The following is a 21,440-nucleotide window of genomic DNA, read 5'->3' on the forward strand; positions in this document are numbered from 1 at the left end:
GTTGCGCTAAGATACGTGCACAACACAAACGTGGAGGAGCTCATGGCCATTTCCGGCAAACTGCAGGAGTTGTTGAACGCCTCGAAGGTGACGTATACCACGGCGAAGCACCCCACCGCGTACACCGCGCAGGAGCTGGCCGCCGCCTTGCATGTGCCGGGGCGCTCCGTCGCGAAATCGGTGCTCGTCAAGACGAATCGCGGCAATGCCCTGGCCGTGCTGCCGGCCGTCGCCCTGATTGATCTGAAGAAACTGAAGGCCGCGCTGAAGGCCGCCACCATCAGCATCGGCAAGGAAAGCGACATTAAAGCCCAATTTCCGGATGTGGAAGTCGGCGCCATGTCCCCGTTCGGCAATTTGTACGGCGTGCCGGTGGTCGCGGAGAAGCTGCTGAGCGAATCGGCGCAGATCGTCTTTAACGCCGGCTCCCACACCGACACCATCACGATGCCCTATGAGGATTTTGCCAGGCTCGTGAAGCCGACGATCGGCGTGTTTGCGCTGCCGATCGGCGGCCCGAAAAAGGCCAAAAAGAAACGCGCCGCCTCCTCGAAAAAAAAGAAGAAGCCGGCGCGCCGTCCGAGCGCGAAGAGGAAACCTCGACGCTCTTAAAACCAGCCCACGCCCTCGTGCGGAAGCCCCTCGAGGTGCGCGGTGTCATTCACCCACAGCACATGCGGCGTGCCCTCGCCGCATTCCAGCGCCGTGACCCCCGCGTTATCTAACCGCATCCGCCGAAGCACGGCGTCGTACGTGGCCTCGAAGAGGTCGGCGAGCACACAGGCAATCACTCCGCCGTGCGACACGACGACATGCTCGCCGTCGCCGATGTGCTGGATGACGTGCCCGAACACCTCGCGAACCCGGCGCTGAAAGCGCTCAAACGGCTCGGCCCCGGGAATCGTCACGGCTGAGGGCTGGCGCCGCCATCGGGCATAGGCGCCGGCAAATTGCGCGTCCACTTCCTCCGGGGTGAGCCCTTCCCACGCGCCGAGGTGCATTTCGGCAAGGGCCTCGCGCACCACCGGGACCACCCCGTGGCCGTTGCCGGCGAGAATGGCGGCGCCCGTCTGCTGGCTGCGCACGAGCGGGCTCGTCACCATGTTGCGCAGATGCGATGAGGCGAAGTAGCGGCCCAGCTGCCGCGCTTGCTGCTGACCCAACGCGCTCAGCGGAATATCGGAGGACCCTTGAATCCGGTTTCCCTGGTTCCAATCGGTTTGCGCGTGGCGCACAAGGTAGAGTCGTTTCATCTGATCATCAGCGGAAATCGGCGCGGCAATCTGCGGTTACAAGCCGTAGCTGGAAGCCACCTGCTGCAGAACATCATCCGCGACAAAGATGGGCGCATCGGCGCGCAGGGCGACCGCGATGCTGTCCGAGGGGCGCGCATCCACTTCACGGAATTCCCCTTCCTTCGTTCGGAGGATGAGCTTGGCAAAGAAGGTGTTCAGCTCCAGGCGGGTAATGACAATCCGCTCCAGCGTCGCGCCCAGTTGGACGATCGTATCGCGCAACAGGTCATGGGTCAGCGGCCGCGGCGGCTGCATGCCGCTGATCTTCATCTTGATGGCCGTCACCTCGGAAATCCCGATGATGATTGGCAACAAGCGTGGCCCGCCCCGCTCTTTGAGCACAATCACCTGCTCGCCCCGCCGCTCATCGATGCGGATTTTGCTGACCTCCATCTGCACTAAGCCATTGCTCTCCATACGATCAATGGTATCATGCGCCGTCGAAACGTGTCAAATAGGCCCGCGTTCAGCGAAAGATGGCGCTTGCAATTTTCTCAGCGCGTGCTACAATTCCGAATCAACCACAGGAGGTGGGAATGAGTAAAGGCATTGGCTTGGTGAGGAGCACCGCGTTGGTGCTAGGACTCATGGGGGCGTTTGCCGTTGTTCCAGCGGTTGGTGAGGCAGCGGACGGCGCGAAGATGACGCTATCGCTGACGAAAGACTACACGGCCAGTTCCTGGACCCAGGAGTCCGGATGGTCCAATCGGGCCTCTGCTAAACTCGGCTTCGGCCTCAAAAATTTGCTTGTCGGCTGGACCGAGATCTTCCTCGAGCCGAAAAAGGCAGCGGATGAGGGCGGCAATGTGTTTGTGGGAATCGGTAAGGGCTTGGTCAACGCTGTCGGCAACGAAGTTGGTGGCGTGATCCATACCGTGACCTTCCCGCTGACGGAGCTGGATGCTCCGCTGCCCAACGGCGGCACTCAGCTGTTGAGCTCGTAACCGCTTCTTGTTTTTGTTGTTGCGCGTCTCAACAAGCCCTTGCTTGCGCAAGGGCTTGTTGTGTTTCCGTCAAGGAGCACCCATGGCACGGCGCATCGTCATCCTACCGCTCACCCTCGGCTTGGCCCTGGGCGCGGGAATAGCCGCAGCCGCCACCGCCGATCGCGTCCCCGCAACCGAGCCGCGCCCCGCCATGTGCCCGATTTGCGGCCGTGCCGGCAATGATCAGGCCGGCTACCCGGAAAAAGCCGGCAGCACCTTGGCTCGCGGGGTCACGAACACCGTGTTTGGATGGACGGAGATGCTCCGCGAGCCGGCTGATGAAGTGAAGGCCGGCGGCAACGTCGTGGCGGGCATCGGCAAAGGTATCGCGCATACCGTCACGCGAACGCTCAGCGGTCTTGGCGAAGTGCTGACCTTTTGGACGCCGAAGACCAACACCGGCTACGTGCGTTTCGCGACGGACTGCCCGCTCTGCATGAAAAGCCGCCACCAGCCATAATCGTGCTTGACACGCGCGCTCAGCTGGCGTAAGGTACGAAGACGTTTGACAATTGGACGTTCGGTGCGGCGAAGGGAAGCCCGTGCAAATCGGGCGCGGACCCGCCGCTGTGAGCCTTAAGCTTGTGCTCCTGCTGTAGCCACTGTCTTGACACGACGGCAACCTGTCGTGGCGGATGGGAAGGCGCAGGAGAGGTGAGGCAAGCCAGAAGACCCGCCCATCGAACAACAACCTACAGCTCCGTGGAGCGAGTCTAGGGGTAGCAAACTGGGACTGTCCCTGACGAATGGCCGTCAGGGTTTTTTTGTTGGCCCTCGACTCCCTCCCGCGACGTCCCCGAGGACCGGGACAAGGAGATCCTGATGCATCGAGGGTTCTTGCTATGTGCTGTGTGCTATGCGCTATGTGCTATGTGCTGTGTGCTCATCAGTCCTCCAAGTTGGGCCGCATCACAGCATCCATCGATTGACGCCGAACCATCGCTCCGCGCTCCCTCCCGCATTCCCGGCCGCTCGGTCAGCGCCTCGCAGTTTCCCGGCAATGCCACCATCATCACCGCCGACGATATTCAGCGCTCGGGCGCTGCCACGATCCAAGAGGTGATTGCCAGCGCCGAAGGTGTGGCCGTGCTGGACACCGGCGGCCACGGCCTGGGCTCGGACTCCAGCTTAAGCCTGCGCGGGGTGGCCAATAACAGCCGCACGAACGCGCTCGTTCTCGTCGACGGCGTGCGGCAAAACCGCATCACCGGCGATGAGGTCCATTGGCAAAGCCTCCCCGTCGGCCAGGTGGAACGCATTGAAATCATCCGGGGCGGCGGCGGCACGACGTACGGAGAGGGCGCGCTCTCCGGCGTCATCAATATTTTCACGAAACACGACAGCGCGAAACCGCTGGACGCTGAGGCGGGTGTGGAGTTCGGCTCCTTCGGCTGGCAGAAGTACTCGGTGGCCGCCCGGGGCCGGAGCCGCCGGCTGACGTACGGGACCAGCTACACCAGGAATCTCCTGACCGGCTATCGCGAATACTCCGCCGCCCGCACCACCACCGTCACATCGCACGGCGGTATCGAGGTGGCCCGCGGCATCCGCGCCTCGGTGAACGTGCTGCACAGCGAGAATACGAATAGTTCTCCCGGCGGCCTCACACCGGCCCAGGCCGAAGCGCGCCGCCGGCAGGCGGTCCAAAGCCGAGTGCTGATTTTCGAGGATGAGATCGATCAGGTGTCGGCGGATCTCGTGCTGGGACCCTGGCAGGGCGTGACGTGGCTGATCAACGGCTACTGGCGCCAATGGACCGCGGACTCGCGGCGCAGCGGATTGTTTACCCTCACGCCATCCCGCGGCCTGAATCTCCGCTCCATGTCCGAGTCGCGCGGCCCTCACCTGGCGAATGCGCTCATCAGCGGCATCGAGCTCAGCGACGACAAGGCGTCCACCGGCGTGCGCGGCGGAACGCGGGTTGATGAGTCCAACCGGTTCGGCTACGGCCTCTACCTGGAAGACACCCTGACCCTCTGGGACCGGCTCTCGCTCGTGGGCGGGTTCCGCTATGACCGCTTCCGATTCGAGGAAGATATCGTCGCGTTTGACGCGCTGTTCAACGAAGTCAATTACGTCGGCACGCTCACCTTCGAGGGCAAGTCGCCGAAGATCGGGCTGACCTACGCCGCCCTCCCCGAGGCCCTGTGGGTCTACGGCAGCTTCAGCCGGCCGTTTAAAGCGCCGAACATCGATGATTTCGCCTCACGCAGCTCGGAGTTCCGCGGCAATGTGGCCTTGCGGCCGCAGCAAGCCAATACGTATGAAATCGGCGCGCGCGGGGCAGCCGGTCCGTGGCGGGCCAATGCCGCGTGGTTTGTCATGACCACGAAGGACGAAATTCTCTTCGTGCAGGGCATTCCCAGCAACCCGTTCATCTTCCAAAATCAAAACTTCGACACGCAACGATTTGGCATCGAGTTGGCCGCCGGCATTGAGGAAGCACGCTGGCATACGCATCTGACCTACACGTACGCCGATGCAGAATTCCGCAAAGGCCAATTCGCCGGCAACACGTTTCCCGGCACCCCGGCGCACCTCGGCAACATCAATGTGGGCATCTCGCCCGTTGCCGGTTTATGGGTGGATCTGGATTGGCAGATCGCCGAGCACTTTTTTCGGATCAACGACGTGGCAAACCTGTTTCCGGCCGACGGCTTTAACGTGCTGAACCTCACCCTCGCCTATAACTTGCCGGAGGCGTTTGGGCGGCGGTTCGGGGGTGCGAAAGGGCGGGCGTACCTGAAGTTTCAAAACCTGGCCAACAATGAATATTCGGCGTTTCAGGCGAGCAATGGCTCAAACTTCTCGACAGGAGCCGGCGAAAATCCGATGCCGCCCTTCAGCGTGCGGTGGGGCCTCCACGTCGATTATTAAAATTTCTTGAAGACGACGGTGGCGTTGTGCCCGCCGAACCCGAGGGAGTTGGAGAGGGCGACGGTCACCGCGGCGTTGCGGGCGTGGTTGGGAATATAGTCGAGATCGCACGCAGGATCCGGATGCTCGTAATTGATCGTCGGGGGCATGACCCCATCTCGAATCGCCAAGACCGAAATCGCCGCCTCCACCCCGCCGGCCGCGCCGAGCAAATGGCCGGTCATCGATTTGGTCGATGAAATCGCCACGGTTTTGGCCGCCGCGCCGAAGGTCTTTTTGATCGCCAGCGTCTCAATCTTGTCGTTGAGCTCGGTGGACGTGCCGTGGGCATTGATGTACGTCACCTGCTCGGGCCGCAGGCGCGCATCCTCAAGGGCCAGCGCCATCGCTTTCGCCGCCCCGCTGCCTTCAGGGTCCGGCGCCGTCACGTGGTAGGCGTCTGCGGTCGCTCCATAGCCGACCATCTCCGCGTAGATCTTCGCCCCGCGCCTGGTGGCATGTTCTAGCGCTTCGAGCACCAGCACGCCGGCTCCCTCGCCCATCACAAAGCCGTCGCGCTCCCGATCGAAGGGACGGCTCGCGCCGATCGGCGCGTCATTCCGGCGCGAGAGAGCCATGAGCGCGCAGAAGCCGCCCATCGCCAGCGGAGTGATGCAGCTTTCGGTCCCGCCGCCGATCATCACATCGGCCTGGCCGTGCTGAATGATTCGAAACGCCTCCCCCACCCCATGCGCGCCCGAGGCGCAGGCGGTCGTTGTGCAGAAATTCGGGCCCTTGAACCCAAGATTGATCGCCACATGGCCCGCCCCCATGTTGCAAATCAGCATCGGAATCATGAAGGGGGTGAGCTTCTTCGGCCCTTTGGCGAGCATGATGCTGTGGGACTCTTCGATGAGGCTCATGCTGCCCATGCCCGTGCCGATAATCACCCCGCAGCGGAAGGGGTCTTCCTGCTCGATCTGGATGCCGCTGTCGGCGGCGGCTTGCTTCGCCGCGGCGACCGCGAACTGGGTAAACCGCTCAGTGCGCTTGACTTCCTTGGGGGTGAGGTACTGGGCTGGGTCAAAGCCTTTGACCTCGGCGGCGATCTGCGACTCGAGGAGGCTCGGGTCAAAGCTGGCCACGCGGGCCACACCGCTTTTGCCGGCCAGCAGTGCCGCCCACATCGCGGGCGCAGCATTGCCCACCGGGGTCACGGCCCCTAAACCGGTGATCACGACTCGTCTCATTTGACCCGCCAAGGCGATATCAGATATGAAATGCCCATTTCATATCTGATATCAAAAGCGTGACGTCCCGCCGAGGCGGGACGTCCTATGGTGAGGCTCAATTCTGCGGAAACGCTATTTGGCGTTGGCAATCTTGGACTCGATGTACTTGATCGCATCCCCCACCGAACCCATCTTTTCGGCGTCTTCATCGGGGATTTCGATCCCGAACTCCTCTTCCAGCGCCATCACCAGCTCAACGGTGTCCAGCGAATCAGCGCCCAGGTCCTCCACGAACGATGCTGAATCGGTCACCTCTTCGAGCTTCACCCCCAGCTGCTCGGCAATGATCGCCCGCACCCGATCCGCAACAGCCTCTGCCATAATCTAATCCTCCTTGCCCCGCCCTGAGCGGGGCTGGTTCTCGATCTTACATCGCGAGGCCGCCGTCCACCACCAGCACGTGGCCGGTAATGTAGCGGGCCGCATCGCTGACCAAAAAGAGCGCCGCCTGCGCAACGTCCTGGGGCTGCCCCAGCGTGCCCAGAGGAATCGCGCTCATCAGCCGCTGCTTGGCGTCTTCCGGCAACGCCTCGGTCATCTCCGTCTTGATGAAGCCTGGAGCGATCGCGTTGCACGTAATACCGCGGCTGGCCAATTCCTTGGCCACCGCCTTCGTAAAGCCGATGATGCCGGCTTTCGAGGCGGCGTAATTGGCTTGCCCTGGATTCCCAAAGATCCCGACGACTGACGCGATGCTCACAATCCGCCCGCGCCGCTGCTTCAGCATGTGCTTGGCCACGGCCCGGGTGCAGAGGAAGGTGCCTTTCAAATTGATATTCAGCACCCGATCCCACTGCGCATCATCCATGCGGATGAGCAATCCATCCTTGGTGATGCCCGCGTTGTTGATGAGTATATCGATTCGTCCGAGCTTGTCAAGCACTTTCCCGACACCCTCATCCACGGCGGCACCGTTGGTCACGTCGACGACGAATCCCTCGGCGCGCCGCCCCAGCCCGCGCAGCTCCGCGGTCGTCGCCTCCAGCTGCTCCGCATGGACATCAAAGAGCGCGACGTCCGCGCCCTGCCCAGCCAGGACCAGCGCGATCTCCCGCCCGATGCCTCGGGCGCCCCCGGTGACAATGGCGACTTGGGTGTTGAGCGGCATGACCGCTGCATTATACGTATTTGCCATGACCAAGACAAGCGCCTATCGCTGAATTAGGACGATGTTTTCGGAGGGGTGTGGTCGTGCGGTGTCTTGGCGAGGGGCGGGGCCCCGTTGGTGCCCAGCGAATGGGCCGAATGCACCGGATCCGGCATGCACGCGGGCTTGAGCTCGCCCACCTCATAGAGCGCGATCATCGCGTCGACCACGTGCGGATCAAACTGGGTGCCCCGGTTGCGCTTCAGCTCTTCGATGGCTTTCTCCACCGTCATGCCTTTGCGATACGGCCGGTCGGTCACCATGGCATCGAAGGCATCCACCACCGTGGCGATCCGAGCGCCGATGGGAATCTCCTCGCCCTTGAGCCCCTCGGGGTAGCCGGAGCCGTCGTAGGCTTCCTGATGGTAGCGCACGATCTTGGCCATCTCGGCGAGCTCCGGAATCTGCTCGAGGATCTCGGCCCCATCCACCGGATGCTGCCGCATGATCCGCCACTCCTCATCCGAGAGCGGCCCGGGCTTAAACAAAATCTCTATCGGTGTGAAGATATTGCCGACGTCGTGCCGCAGACTCCCCGCCAGCAGCACCTCATCGCTCACCGTCTTCAGCGAGGGCAGCTGCATGCCGCGCAGCTGCCTGATGATGCGCCCGGCATACTCCACACTGCGGGAGACATGCTCATGCGTGTAATGGGGGTCGATCTTGGAGACGACCATGGAAAAGGCCGAGACGATGCCCAGCGTGATCCGCCGCAGCTCATCGTTCGACTTCTTTAAGTCTTCGTTGGCGCGGCGCAGATCCTCGTACAGCGACGTGCTCACTTTCGAGAGCACTTCTTCTTTGAGATACTCCAGGCTGAAGGGCTTGATCACATAGTCGGCGGCCCCCAGCAGGCGGGCTTGCTGAATCGTCTCCTCATCTTCCACCGCCGTGATGATGATGACTTTGATCGCGGCGTCCAGCGCCTTGGCTTCTTTGAGGATCTCTAGGCCGCTGACCCCGGGCATGTGCAGATCGAGAAACACCAGGTGGGGGCGCTCCGCGCGGATGCACGAGAGCACCGCTTCGCCGTCGTGGGCGGTCAGGACATTAAACCCCCGCTCGGCGAAAAACGATTCCAAGAGGTGGCAGATCTTCAGTTCGTCATCGGCCACGAGCAGCTTGACCATACGTCCCCCGTCCGCGCGCACTCCGCGCTACTACAACATTACCCGATGCCGGCACCCCTTAGCAAGCCGGCAGCTTGATCGTGAAGCAGGTACCCCTTCCTTCCACCGACTCCACCTCAATCGTGCCGCCGTGCGCCTTGATGATCCGCTGGCTCACAAACAGCCCCAGCCCGGTGCCGCTCGACTTCGTCGTGTAGAACGGATCAAACACCTTGCGCTGTACTGCCGGCGCGATCCCCGGCCCGTTGTCCTTCACCTGCAGGACCACATGCCCGTTTTTGGTCGTGGCGCTCAGCCACAGCTTGCCGCCCTTCTCCCCCATCGCCTGGCAGGCGTTGAGGATCAGGTTCAGCAGCACCTCCTGCAGCTGGTTTTGGTTGCCGCGCACCGTCGGCAGATTTTCCGGCACGTCGACGGCGCACTCAAACCGATCCATCCGCACCTGATAGCCCACCAGGGCGAGCGTCTCCTCCACCGTCGTCTTGAAATTGACCGTGCCCTGCTCCGCCACCGCCGGCTTGGCGAACCGCAGAATCCGCCGCGTGATATCCGCCGCCCGCTGGCACTCTTCGATGATGCTCCGTAAGACCTCATCCACTTTCGCATCCTGCCCCTTAAACCGCTCCAGGTAGAGCTGCGCTTCGCCCGAGATGATCGTCAGCGGATTGTGGATCTCATGCGCCATGCCCGAGGCGAGCTGCCCCAGGCTGGCGAGCTTCTCCGACTGCACCATGTACATTTCGTTCTCGCGCAGCTCCTCGAAGAAGAGCGCGTTTTCAATCGCCAGGGCCGCTTGGCTCGCCAGGCTGGAGAAAATCGCCATATCATCCATCGAGTACGGCTCGTTGGAGCACTTGCCGCCCAGGGCCAGAAACGCCAGCAATTTTTCGCCGGAGAAGCTGGGCACGATCAGCTTGACCTCCATCTTCCGCATCCACGCTTCGATGGCGGTCAGGTACTGCGCTCGGCCGTCGCCGATCTTGCGCGCCGACTCGGCCTGCGCGCGCAGCTCCTCGAGCACCAACACGTCGCGGCGCTCCTGCAGCACCACGGTCAGCGGATCGGTCTGCGGGACGACCTGCCCCACCGGGATCATCGACGGATACCGGCCCGCTTTCAGCACGTAGCGCTGCTCCTTCGGCTCATAGAGAAACAGCGCCGTGTTGCCCAGCAGCACCGTGCGATTCACCGTGTAGACGATCATGCGGCAGAGGCGCCCTAAGTCCTTGATGCGCGTCATGCCGCTGGAGGCCGCGATCAGCGTGCGCTGATACCGGCGCTGATCGTGGAACAGCTCCTCTTCCAGCCGGCCGATCAGCGAGGTGTAAACCATCGGCGCGATAACGGCCAGCGCCCCGAAGAGCCCCAGCGGCACCACCCACCACCACCCCGACAGCGATTCCCGGTTCCAGATGAACGTGAACAAAAACGCCACGGCCGGAATCACCAGCACCACGGCATAGAGCACGATGGAGAGCGCGGCCTTGCTGATGCGGATCTGGCGCGGGGTCAGGCGGCTCGGCATCGGCGTCATTTAGGCGGGGGCCACGGCGCGCTTGACGGTTTCGGCCAGGTCGCGCAGCGACGAGAGGGGTTTATCATAGTGGGCGAAGGCGCCCAAAGCGAGCAACCGGTCGCGGGTCTTGCCCCCGTCGTTGTACGCGGTGATCACGATCACTTTTGTGGCGGGATAGTCGCGGCGCACGAGCTGCAGCACCTCATCGCCATCCATCCCCGGCAGCTTCAAATCCACCAGCACCACCTGCGGCAGATGCCGGGCGATCAGCTCAACACCCGTGGGCGCGGTCAGGGCCACGTGCACGGTATAGCCCCGCGCGCTGAAAAACTCCCGGAGGGTGCTCGTAAACTCCGCCTCATCATCAATCGCCACGATCGTCGCCTGCCCCGCCATGTCAGCCCTTCCTATCATACTACATCTTTAGCGGAGCGAGATAGGCTGGTGATGCCGCGCGCTGTCCTTACTAATCGTGCCCCGGTTGCGCTCCAGCCCAAAGCCGGTCTGCGGATTTAGATGGGCGCATCACTGCCAAAAAGCCACCAGTCCGGCAGCGCGGTGATGTGCGGCGTGATCCGTTGGACCGTTTGCCCAGGATAGATGATATAGCCATGTTTCGCATCGGGATGATCGTCCAAAAACGCCAGCAGACCCGAGGCATCGCGTTTTGTGGGTCGCTGAGACCATGTGACTTCAAATGGCAGTAAGCCTTTGGGGGCCGAAATGACAATGTCCACCTCCGCTTGATCTTGGGTTCTCCACGTAAATGTCTCAGCAAAGAGTCCGTAGTTCGCGATGGTTTTTTGGAGTTCCGCAAAGACAAAAACCTCATAGAGGCGTCCGATTTCATGCGTGTTGATGGCGCGGTGGAACGAAAAACTATCGAGCGATTGATTTAAGAGCAGCGGATCCATGACGTAAACTTTCGGCTGCTTGACCAATCGCTTGTTGAGGTTCCGGAAAAACACTGGGACGAACTGCACCACCATCATGGCCTGCAAGATATGTGCATAGTGCTGGAGGGTGGGTTGACTGACCCCCACCGAGGAGGCTAATTGATTCGCATTGAAAAAACGGCCGCTACAGAGCATGATCGAGCGAGCGGCTTGCTCAAACGCCAAGCTTTCTCTGATGTGAAATTGCTCAACGACCAGCGGCAGGATATAGGTGCGCACATAGTCGCGTGCCCACAAGATGCGACTCTCTGGTTCAGGCTGCAACGCCGGTGCCGGCATCCCTCCCCAGAGCAGCCGTTCTTCTCGTTGGCGGTTCAGCTGTGTCAATGATGCGGGACGTGGTATGCGCAACGGCGCATGGCCCGAAGCAAAGAGGCTCACTAAACCAGGCCGCCGGCTCGAGCTCGCGAGTTCCTGCCACGACAAGGAATACATTGACACAAGACTCACCCGCCCTGCCAACGATTCCTTGATATTGCGCAGCCGCAAATAATTGCCAGAGTTCGCTAAGCAGATGCCGGTGGGTTTCGGGTCATGGCGATCGACCAGGATTTTTACCGCGCTAAAGATCTCCGGGACCCGCGCCGCTTCATCAATGACGAGATAGCGACCCTTCCGGTAGCGCTGTTCGACATAGCGCAGCGGGTCACGAGCCGCCTCTTGCCGCTCATTAGGATCATCCAGTGAAAAGAGCGTGCCGGGGTGGGTGTGGAGCATCTGCTGCAGCGCATAAGATTTTCCCACCTGACGAGCTCCCAGCAACGCCACCGACCGCCAGGTGTTCAAGCGCTTAATGAGCACTGGCTCGATCAATCGATTCATGGAGAAATTATATACTAATTGTACTTTGAAAAACAAGCTTATTTTTCAAAACACGTATTGTATATTTCGGGGGAGCTACGCGTTGGACGCCGCTTGCGCTTCGGGGACGACGGGGAATTCGAGGGTGAAGGTGGTACCCTTGCCGGGAGCGTTGTCCTCGCAATAGCTCGTTGGCACTTATGGAAGTTACTGGATCGTGACCTGGATCCCCGCCAAGGCGTTGTTGGTCTCGTTGGACTCCTTGACGCGGTTGGCGGTCTCGAAGTCCGCGATCGCGCCGAGGAAGTAGGTCGCGGGGGTCAGCGAGGTGGGGAGGGTCACGGTCGTGGAGGCGGTGGAGCTGGCGGTGGTAGTCCCGGCCGCTCCTACGCTGCTGACCCACCGGGCGCCAAGGCGCCGATCCGCCGTGGTGATGACCGGATCGGTGGAGAGGTACAGCCCCACGTAGAAGCCGGCACTGCTGCCTGGCCCGTGGTTGGTCACCGTTGAGCTGAGGACGATGCTGGTGCCCCGCGTGGCCGCGGTCGGGCCGCTGATCGCGGTCATCACCAGATCCACGCCCGAGGTGATGACGATGGGGTTGCCCGCGAGGGTGTTATTGGTCTCGTTGGTCTCCGGGCGTTGGTTGGTCGGATCCACGATGGCCCCCAGGATGTAGGTGCCGGGGGTGAGGGTGGTGGGAATCGCTAGCGAAGTGGTCACTGCCGAGCTCGCATTGACCGCAAGGCCACTGAGGGAGCGGGCGCCGAGGTAGACATCGGTGGTCGTGATGGTGGCATCGAGCGAGAGATAGAAGCGAATCGTCAAGCTGCTGACACTGCCTGTCCCTTGATTGGTGACGTTGTTCGCGATAGCGAGAGAGGTGCCGGTCACACCGGTCGCGGGACTACTCAGGGCGGTCAGCACCAGGTCCGCCCCGGGAGTGATGACCACTTGGTTGCCTGCGAGGCTGTTGTTGGTCTCGGTAGTTTCGGCGCGGCGATTGGTGTAATCGGCGATGGCGCCCAGGGTATACGTGCCCGGAGCGAGGGTGGCGGGGATGGTCAGCGTTGTGGTCAGGGTGGAGCTCGCCCCGATGGCGAGAGTGCCCAGGTACCGATTGCCCAGAAACGTATCCGTGGTGGTGATCGTGGCATCGGTCGAGAGATAGAACCCCACATAGAAGTCCCCGGCCGTGCCACTGCCCAGGTTCGCCACGGTAGTGGTGCTGGCGATGGGGCTGCCGGTGACCCCGGTGGCCGGACCGCTGAGGCTGGTCAGGACGAGATCAGCGCCGGGGCTGACCACGATCTGGGTGCCGAGGAACGTATTATTCGTCTCATCGGTTTCGGCGCTGTACCCAGCAAAATCCGCGATGGCTCCGAGGGTGTAGGTCGCGGGGGTCAGCGTGCTGGGGAGGGTCACGGTGGTGGACAGCGGACCGTTGGGGGTAGTGGCGGCGAGCCCGCTCACGTACCGATAGCCGATGCGGGCATCCGCGGTCGTGATCACCGCATCCGCGGAGAGGTAGTAGCCGACGTAGAAGCCGCTGGCGGCGACGGCCCCTTGGTTCTTGACCGTGTCGGTGAGACTGATCGGGCTGCCGATCACGCCGGTCGCGGGACCACTGAGGCTCTGCATCACGAGATCCGGCTTAGTGACTTGGAGGGGAGTGCTCAGGCAGCGGGTGTTATTCCCTTCCTCTTCTTCTGGAATCGTCTTGGCCGCATCGACCACCGCACAGAGGGTGTAGCTGCCCAGCGGGGTCGTGCTGGGCACCGTCAGGGTGGCGCTGCCCCCGCTGCTGAGCCCGATGCCAAGGGTGGAGATCGTTCGGCTACCGGTCAAGGCCACATCATCAGCTCCGCCCACGCTCGTATCGCTGGAGAGCACGAAGGTCGTCTTGACACTGCTCGCACCGGCCGTGCCTTGGTTCTTGGCGGTGCTGGAGGCATAGAAGGCCCCACCCGGGCGCACCACTGTGGTCGTGGTGGCGAGCGCGGTCAGCACCAGATCCGGCTGCGGCACGTTGGTGACGGTGATGGTGATGGTTTCGGTATCTAGAGAAGTTAACGCACCGCCTGGGAGCTCATCAGTCACTCCGAAGGTCACTTGGTAGGTGCCAGCTTGCGTTGTGGTCGGTGTCCAGCGGAACTCACCAGTGGCACCATCAAGCGTCGCCCCTGGCAGCACCGTGTCGATGCCGCCGATGACCCCGAAGGTGAGCGAATCGCCATCGGGATCGGTGGCCGAGAGCGTAAAGGTCAACAGTTGCCCTTCATCGACCGTCTGGCTGCCGATCGGTGCGAGCACCGGCGGCTGGTTCGAAGCCACAACCTGGAACACGAGATCATCCCGATCGTTATAATCTCCTTGGGTGCAGGGCGAGGCGCTGCCTTGATACCGGCTCTGGGCTCGGATGACATGGAGTCCTGCGGTCGGAGCCAGCGTGAAGGAATGCGAGACCACGTAGGGATTGCCCGGAGCAAAGTCCGTCGGGTCTCCCGACAACACACATTTAACATTGGTGGCAAGGGGCACCCACGAGGGCGCATTCGCCTGGGAGGTGTAGTAGAGATCGATGTTATCTGCCGTATTGGAAGAGCACCAGACGACCACATCAAGCGTCGCCGTCTCGCCAGCCGTCAGCGGCGTTCCATTGGGACTGCGCACTGTGATCCATTCGACACTGGCGTCCGCTTGATAGTCGCCGAACACGCCATCCGCACAGGCGCTCTGCAGCGTGTTCGGCTGGTTCAGTTCAGCAATTTTCTTGATCGAGGCTCGGCTGTACAGGGCATCGCTCGCGCACCCACAGCTAGACGAAGCACAGCTCGGCGCGTTCAGCGTTGCATCGTAGCTGGCCACTGAAGGTTTGCAGCTCTTGGAGCTGGTGACCGTGGTCAGGATGGTTTCCGAATCCGACTCGCCCAGTGAATCTGTAACTGTAATCGTCACCTCTCGAGTGCCGATCTGCGTCGCGCTGGGAACCCAGGTAAACACGCCGCTGACGGCCCGTAAAGCCGCTCCCGGTGGCAGCGAGTCGCTTGAGAACCGCAGCGTTGCATTGTTAGGATTTGAGGCGGTGATTTTGAACGTCAGCAGCTGCCCTTCTTCAACCGTCTTATTTCCAATGGCGTCCATGACGGGAGGCTGGGGGACGTTGGTGACGGTAATCGTAAAGGTCTCTTGATCGACGAGGCCATCGGGCGGGTTGCCATCTCTGGCCTCTGCGGTCAGGGAGTATTGCCCAGCTTGAAGATACGTTGGGGTCCAACTTACGTGCAGTCTATTCGGTTGCTCCATAAAGACCGATTGGGCCCCAGGAGGCAAGCCTTGGAGGCTATAGTTGACGGTGTCACCATCGGGATCGGTCGCCACAACATCAAATTCGATGAATTGCCCTTCGTTCATAATCTTGTTCCCAATAGGTTCCAATACCGGCGGGCGATTCGCTGGCAAGACGGTGAAGGGGTTGGAATCATACGCGTGTCCACCGCTGATGATTTCAATTTTGACCTGCCGAGGCAGTGGAAAATATCCCGACGAAATATTGATTGGCCAATCATACCAATATTGATCTGTCAGTGGATCATAGGTTCCCGGCGTATCGAAATTGATCCACTCCAAGCACCCCTCACAGGCAGAGTAGCCGATGGTAAATGAGAGCAATCGATTCCCCTGCCACCGAATGCGATACAATTGGCCTTGATGCAACGTTTCTCCTCCGGCGGGAGCAATAAAGGTGAGACTTTCAGGACCAGGATCGACCACAGTGACGGTGATGATTTCATAATCGCTTGAGACGCCATCGCTGACCGTAAAGGCCATTTGATACGTGCCTAATTGGAGATTCGGCGTCCATGAAAAGACGCGTGTCGAGGGATTAAAGGAGGCTCCGGCGGGTAACCACTCGGCGGTAAACGACAAGGCGGAGCTGTCCGAATCGGTGGCAGAGACAGTAAACGTCAACGGCTTTAATCCTTTCACGGTTTTGTTTCCGATCGGAGCAAGCACTGGTGGCTGGTTAAGTGTTGGAGGGCTTCCGGCAGTCACCGTGATGGTAACGGCTTCCGTATCTGAGGCGAGCCCGTCACTGACCGAAAAAATGATCGGATAGCTGCCGACTTGTTCGGGTGTTGGCGTCCAGCCAAAGACCCCTGTCGACACATTCAGCGATGCCCCTGTCGGTAATCCGTTGTGACCATAGACGAGGGAATCATTGTCTCCATCGACCGCCACAAGCGTAAAAGATATGGGACTCCCCGCAGTCACGGTCTTGCTGTTGATAGGAACCAACACCGGCGCATACAAATTGGCCAGGATGGTGAACCAGTTATCTGATTGATCGGTGACCGTTCGCTGACTCTGAAAACCCCAAATTTCGATCTTTGCTTGCATCGGCAGCGTGGTGAATGTTGAAGGAACGTGCCATAGATATCGATACTCATCCCGGACGGCATCGTAGAGCGGTGCGGCTGGCAGGCTGAACTCAATCCAACTCCCGCAACTATCGCACCACTCGAACATGATGGCCACGGTGTCGATGCGATTGCCCTTCCACCGAATCGGATAGACTTCCCCAGCTCGGATGACTTCCCCTCCATTCGGAGCCACGATGGTCACAAAGCGAGGCGTGGCATCGACGACGAAAATGCTCATCGTCTCCTCATCAAACAACGCCCCATCACTGACCCGAAACGTCACCGTATAGCTACCGGCTTGCGTGAAATCTGGGGTCCAGGAAAACGTTCCTGCCGATGCCGTCAATGACGCCCCGGTGGGCAGGACGCCGGTGACCGAGAATGTCAGCGGGTCATTCTCAGGATCAGTAGCTGAGAGCGCAATCGTCAGAGGATCCCCCTCATCTACGGATCGGTTGCCAATCGGCGTTAACACCGGCGCTTGATTCGGGATATCCACGACCGTGATCGTCGTCGTTTGCGTGGCGGATAACCCGAACGGGTCTTTGGCCGTAAAGGTGACCGGGTATGTCCCAGCTTGTCGAAACCCTGGGGTCCACGAAAACAATCCCGTCGCTGCATTGAGCGAAGCGCCCTGCGGCGTCGGGCTCATGGTATACGTCAGAGGATCTTGATCCGGATCGCTCGCCGAAAGAGTAAAGGAGAGGACTTGTCCTTCGTTGACGGTCTTATTGCTCACGGTCCCTAAAGTCGGCGCGCGATTGTTGACATTCTTCACGACGATCGTGATCGACTCAAAATCCAATAAGCCGCCGGGATCTTTCACGGTAAAGGTGATGCCGTACGTGCCGGATTGATTAAAGGCCGGCGTCCAGCTAAATAGCCCTGTTGTCGGGTTCAATGTCGAACCCGTTGGAAGGTTGGTTCCGATAAATGTCAACGAATTGCCATCCGGATCGCTTGCGGTCAACGTCATTGAGAAAGGCTGCCCTTCATCGATGGTTTTGTTGCCAATCGGATTTAAGGTCGGAGGGCGGTTAGTGGTCGTGCCCACTTGAAAAACCAGATCATCATGGTCATTGTAGGAACCGACGGTACACGTCGAGGCAGCGCCTCCATAGCGGAATTGGGCGCGCACGGCATGAAGTCCTTGCGCATTCACCAGCGTCAATGATTGACTGAACGTCTTTGTTTGACTGCTAGCAGCACACTGGAGATTTGTCGCGATGGGAGTCCACGACGGGGACGTGGCGTCTGCTGTGTAATAGAGATCCAGATAATCGCTCGTTCCCCAGCACCACACCGTCGCATCGACGATCGCATTCTTCCCCGGCGCTAAGGCTGAGCCGTCAACCGTCCGCACAATGAGCTGATCAATGCTTTCGTCGGAATGATACGTTCCACTCAACCCGTCGGCGCAGCTGGAGGCGATCGTATTCGGTTGGTTCGCCTCGGATTTACCGCCAATGGTCCCTCGGCTATCAAGCAACGTTGAGGAGTCGCAGCGAGCGCAGCCTCCAAGACGGCACGCCGGAGTTTGTAACGTAGCATCAAACGTCGCCAACGGAGAAGCGCACGATGGGGCGGACAGCTGAGGATTCCAGAGGAAAGTGTGGGCTGGATTTTGGCCATACATCGGCCAGTCCATGTGTTGCGAATCGTAGGCACTCGCCAGACCCCAGACATACACATCGACGCCCGCGGTTCCTTCATACGGGGCCATCGCGATCACATCCACATGGCCATCGCGATCAAGATCCGTCAGCGCAGGGGATTGAAAATAATCGACGTGCGATTTTGGCCAACCGGAAAGAAGGGTGCCATCCGCACGAAATGCGTAGAGAAAATTCTGAGTGCTACCATCGCTGGCTGGCACGACCACTTCTTGTTGGCCGTCTCCATCAATATCGCCGATCGTACAAGTGCTGACCCAGGCTGGATTAGAAAATCCAAAACTGCGCGGCCATCCCGGAAGCGCCGTTCCATCCGTTTGGAACACTCGCAGATAATTATCGTTTCCGACAGCAACAAGTTCCGGCTTCGCATCTCCCGCGAGATTTCCAACGCATAATCGACTGCTCCCCGCCGTCGCTTGAGGCCAACCAGGAAAGGCGGAGCCATCGCCTCGCAACACGCGCAAGGCAAACGTCACCTGGTTGTTCACAATCTCACTGATACTGACGATGATGTCCTGCTTGCCGTCACCATCAAGATCAGCAAGCACCGGCTGGGAGATTCCGTTATTCCCCAGCATCTTGGGCCAACCCGGCATCCGAGTCCCATCAGCGTGCCACACATACAATTGCTCATCGTTGGCGATGATGATTTCAGGCCCATGATCTCCGTCGACATCTCCTACCGCTGCTCCGGAGACGTTTTGACCATTGTCAACGCTCACCGGCCATCCGGTCACCGGTGTCCCGTCGTGGTGATAGGCATGCACTTTCCAATCTTCTTCTCCGAAGATTAATTCCAGATCGCCATTCCCGTCCAAATCGGCCAATGTAATCGGATCCGAAATATAATTTGCCGAGGTTTTCGGCCAGCCTGGCATTTCGGTGCCATCAAATCGAAGCAAATGCAGATCAGGCGTTGGACCCACCCCCGAGGGATGCGTGGAATTTGCACCGACAGCAACCTCGAGCTTGCCGTCGCCATCGACATCACCCAATGACGGTGTTAGGGCATCCCCATTCCAGCCCCCCACATAGACCGGAAAACCAGCCATGCGCATGCCATCCGCATGCCAGGCATACAGGTACCCTTCGTAAGAGCCACTGACGACCTCTAATGTTCCATCGCCATCAAGATCGCCCACCACCATGCTCGAGTTGTAGCTGCCTCCGCCATAGCCAACCTGCTGTGGCCATCCACCCAACAGTGATGGATCAACCGTCATGGTCACGCGATGCTCAACGCTCACCCCTAAGGCATCTGCTGTCACAAGACGGAACGTCCAGTCACCGCTGCTGACGCTTGACGCATCCCACGTGCCAAGGATGCCATCAATGACTTTGCTCGTGCCGCCATTTGTGAGCGTTACACCCGTCGTCTGCCATGCCGTGGGCGCGGCTCCCTGGCCGACAAAAATGTCGTAGCGATTGAATGCTTTCGCTGCCGCCGTACCGCGAACGGTCACCGTGCGACCATTCAATGAGCCGGATCGCGGCCAAATAATTCTGGCCAGTTGGTAGTTCGCTTGCCCGCGGACCGCTTCATGCGCATTGATTCGACCGAACCCATACTGCGGATCATGCCCCGGAGCTCCTCGCTCAACGCTGTAGCCAGCCAGACGCTCCTTGATATCATTGATCGTGAATGCGGGTTGTGAAGCAATCAATAAGGCAGCCACGCCACTGACATGAGGAGCGGCCATGCTCGTGCCGCGCGCACGATAATAGTTGTTACTCACCACCATTTGTCCGACCCAATTCGAGCCGCACGCCGCGTAGCCGTCAGTCTCTGCGGCACGTAGCGACAAAATATTTTGAGACGAAAAATCGGAACACCCAGGACCGCTGTCACCACCAGGAGCTGCCACATCCACCGTGGTCCCAAAACTGGAATACGTGCTGCGTTGATCAAAATGATCCACGGAGGCGACCACGATCGGTTTTGGATCGATCATATTCTCCGGGCTGTACAAGGCCACATCGTCATTGCCATTGCCTGCAGCAAAGACGACGACCGATCCTAACCCCATGGCCGTGGTAACAGCTTTCTCAATCGTCGGATTGGCGGGGCATGGATCACTACATCCCCAGCTGTTGTTGATCACATCGGCCCCGTTGCTGGCCGCGTAGACAATCCCGTTCGCTAAATCACTGGTGTACCCTGAGCCGGTATCATCAAGCCCCTTCACGGCCATGATGTTGGCGTGATAGGCGACGCCGACGACACCAATGCCATTATTGCCAGCGGCGGCAATCGTCCCAGCCACATGCGTGCCATGTCCCTCGCCATCCTTGGGATCGTTGTCCCCATAGGCAAAGTCCCATCCACGGACGTCATCGAGATAGCCATTCTGGTCGTCATCCACTCCGGGCGTTCCATTCGCTTCGGCGGGATTGGTCCAGACGTTCGCGGCGATATCAGCATGGGTGTAATCAAGACCTGTATCAACAACGGCCACCACCACTCCGGCTCCCTGAGTCGAAGCCCAAGCGCCTTCGGCGTCGATCTTTTTCAACCCCCACAGATCGTCATAGCCCTGACCCCAGGAGTTGTTGGAGAGGTAGAAAGGATCATTGGGAGCATCGCGCTTCATGATTTTGTAATTCGGCTGAGCATATTCCACATGAGGATCCTGGGCATACAGCGCGCAGAGCTTTTTCACGTCTTGCTTCGGATCCACATCTAGAACATAGACGTTGGTCAGATCGGGGAGATTTTCTTCTTGGGTTTGGGAGACGCGCCGGTGACGTTTGGCAAATTGGCGGTGGAGGGTATCACGCTGACGCCGCTGGTCGGCCTGGGCGGTCAGCGTGGATTTGCCGCAGCGGTGGACGAAGAGCGCTTTCGCGCCACGGATCTGGCATTGCTGGTTGAGCCGATCCAGAGAATCCGAAGCGTCGGTCGTGGCATGCGCGAACTTCTGCTTCTTGGCCAGCAGACAATGGACGCACTGGGTCACCGAGGACTTGTACTTGACGATGAGTTGGCTGGGGGCGTAGGCCTTGGCATTGGCGATGGTCTTTCGAAGGGGGTCGTGATCTGCTGAAAGAAGCGTCCCAGAGGTTGGTGTCGGAGTTTTCTCCGCCCTGATCGATCCGCCGCTGCCAAACAGGAGGGCCAGGCCCAACAGGCCGGTCAAGCTTCGCGCGGCGAGTCGTCTCATCCCACTCCCTGCGGGGCTGCCGCGAAGCGGCAGGTGCGGCCAACAGCCGCGCATCGCCTTCGGCGAACTCGCAGGGGGTGATAGCATGAAAACGCTGGGTCGCTTGAACGCTGTCATACTGGCACCAACCGACAGGAGGTGCCGCGATGACATCCATCGCAGTGAACACGGTGATCGGGATGGACATTGGACTCCACCAC

14 protein-coding genes and 1 riboswitch are annotated in these 21,440 nt (G+C 60.1%); of the genes, 4 read left to right on the top strand and 10 right to left on the bottom strand.

Annotated elements, in window-relative coordinates:
- Window positions 1–42: 42 nt before the first annotated feature.
- A complete protein-coding gene (locus HY737_05255; GenBank protein MBI4597791.1) occupies window positions 43–612 on the top strand; it encodes a YbaK/EbsC family protein in 570 nt (189 codons plus the stop codon).
- Here the strand turns inward: HY737_05255 and HY737_05260 are convergent.
- Entirely contained in the window at window positions 609–1,253 is a 645-nt protein-coding gene (locus HY737_05260) for a histidine phosphatase family protein (GenBank protein MBI4597792.1), read from the bottom strand. The genes HY737_05255 and HY737_05260 overlap by 4 nt on opposite strands.
- 36 nt (window positions 1,254–1,289) lie before the next feature.
- Entirely contained in the window at window positions 1,290–1,688 is a 399-nt protein-coding gene (locus HY737_05265; GenBank protein MBI4597793.1) for a bifunctional nuclease family protein, read from the bottom strand.
- A 143-nt stretch (window positions 1,689–1,831) separates the two neighbouring features.
- Here HY737_05265 and HY737_05270 point away from each other — a divergent pair, with 143 nt between their 5' ends.
- The 3 genes from HY737_05270 (at window position 1,832) to HY737_05280 (ending at window position 5,158) form a co-directional block, all read left to right on the top strand.
- Window positions 1,832–2,239, top strand: a complete 408-nt coding sequence (locus HY737_05270) for a hypothetical protein (GenBank protein ID MBI4597794.1) — start codon at window positions 1,832–1,834, stop codon at window positions 2,237–2,239.
- Between the two features lie 82 nt (window positions 2,240–2,321).
- Window positions 2,322–2,741: an exosortase system-associated protein, TIGR04073 family gene (locus tag HY737_05275; protein MBI4597795.1), complete on the top strand. Its 420-nt coding sequence runs from the start codon at window positions 2,322–2,324 to the stop codon at window positions 2,739–2,741.
- Between the two features lie 44 nt (window positions 2,742–2,785).
- A riboswitch (cobalamin riboswitch) is annotated at window positions 2,786–2,977 on the top strand.
- A 126-nt stretch (window positions 2,978–3,103) separates the two neighbouring features.
- Window positions 3,104–5,158: a TonB-dependent receptor gene (locus HY737_05280; GenBank protein MBI4597796.1), complete on the top strand. Its 2,055-nt coding sequence runs from the start codon at window positions 3,104–3,106 to the stop codon at window positions 5,156–5,158.
- Here HY737_05280 and fabF read toward each other — a convergent pair.
- The 8 genes from fabF to HY737_05320 form a co-directional block, all read right to left on the bottom strand.
- Entirely contained in the window at window positions 5,155–6,387 is a 1,233-nt protein-coding gene (gene fabF / locus HY737_05285; protein ID MBI4597797.1) for a beta-ketoacyl-ACP synthase II, read from the bottom strand. The two genes, HY737_05280 and fabF, sit on opposite strands and share 4 nt — an antisense overlap.
- A gap of 114 nt (window positions 6,388–6,501) precedes the next feature.
- Complete coding sequence (gene acpP / locus HY737_05290; protein MBI4597798.1) at window positions 6,502–6,750, bottom strand: acyl carrier protein; 249 nt, start codon at window positions 6,748–6,750, stop codon at window positions 6,502–6,504.
- Between the two features lie 46 nt (window positions 6,751–6,796).
- Entirely contained in the window at window positions 6,797–7,537 is a 741-nt protein-coding gene (gene fabG / locus HY737_05295) for a 3-oxoacyl-[acyl-carrier-protein] reductase (protein MBI4597799.1), read from the bottom strand.
- Between the two features lie 53 nt (window positions 7,538–7,590).
- The gene (locus HY737_05300; protein ID MBI4597800.1) at window positions 7,591–8,706 is read right to left on the bottom strand and encodes a response regulator; all 1,116 of its coding nucleotides are present in this window, start codon (window positions 8,704–8,706) and stop codon (window positions 7,591–7,593) included.
- A gap of 58 nt (window positions 8,707–8,764) precedes the next feature.
- Complete coding sequence (locus HY737_05305; protein MBI4597801.1) at window positions 8,765–10,240, bottom strand: GAF domain-containing protein; 1,476 nt, start codon at window positions 10,238–10,240, stop codon at window positions 8,765–8,767.
- A complete protein-coding gene (locus tag HY737_05310; GenBank protein ID MBI4597802.1) occupies window positions 10,241–10,618 on the bottom strand; it encodes a response regulator in 378 nt (125 codons plus the stop codon). It lies immediately after the preceding gene.
- 116 nt (window positions 10,619–10,734) lie between these two features.
- Entirely contained in the window at window positions 10,735–12,000 is a 1,266-nt protein-coding gene (locus HY737_05315) for an ATP-binding protein (protein MBI4597803.1), read from the bottom strand.
- Window positions 12,001–12,186: 186 nt separating this feature from the next.
- Window positions 12,187–21,240, bottom strand: a complete 9,054-nt coding sequence (locus tag HY737_05320; GenBank protein ID MBI4597804.1) for a S8 family serine peptidase — start codon at window positions 21,238–21,240, stop codon at window positions 12,187–12,189.
- Window positions 21,241–21,440: the final 200 nt, after the last annotated feature.

The organism is Candidatus Omnitrophota bacterium (genome assembly GCA_016209275.1).
GTDB lineage: Bacteria > Omnitrophota > Gorgyraeia > Aquiviventales > Aquiviventaceae > JACQWM01.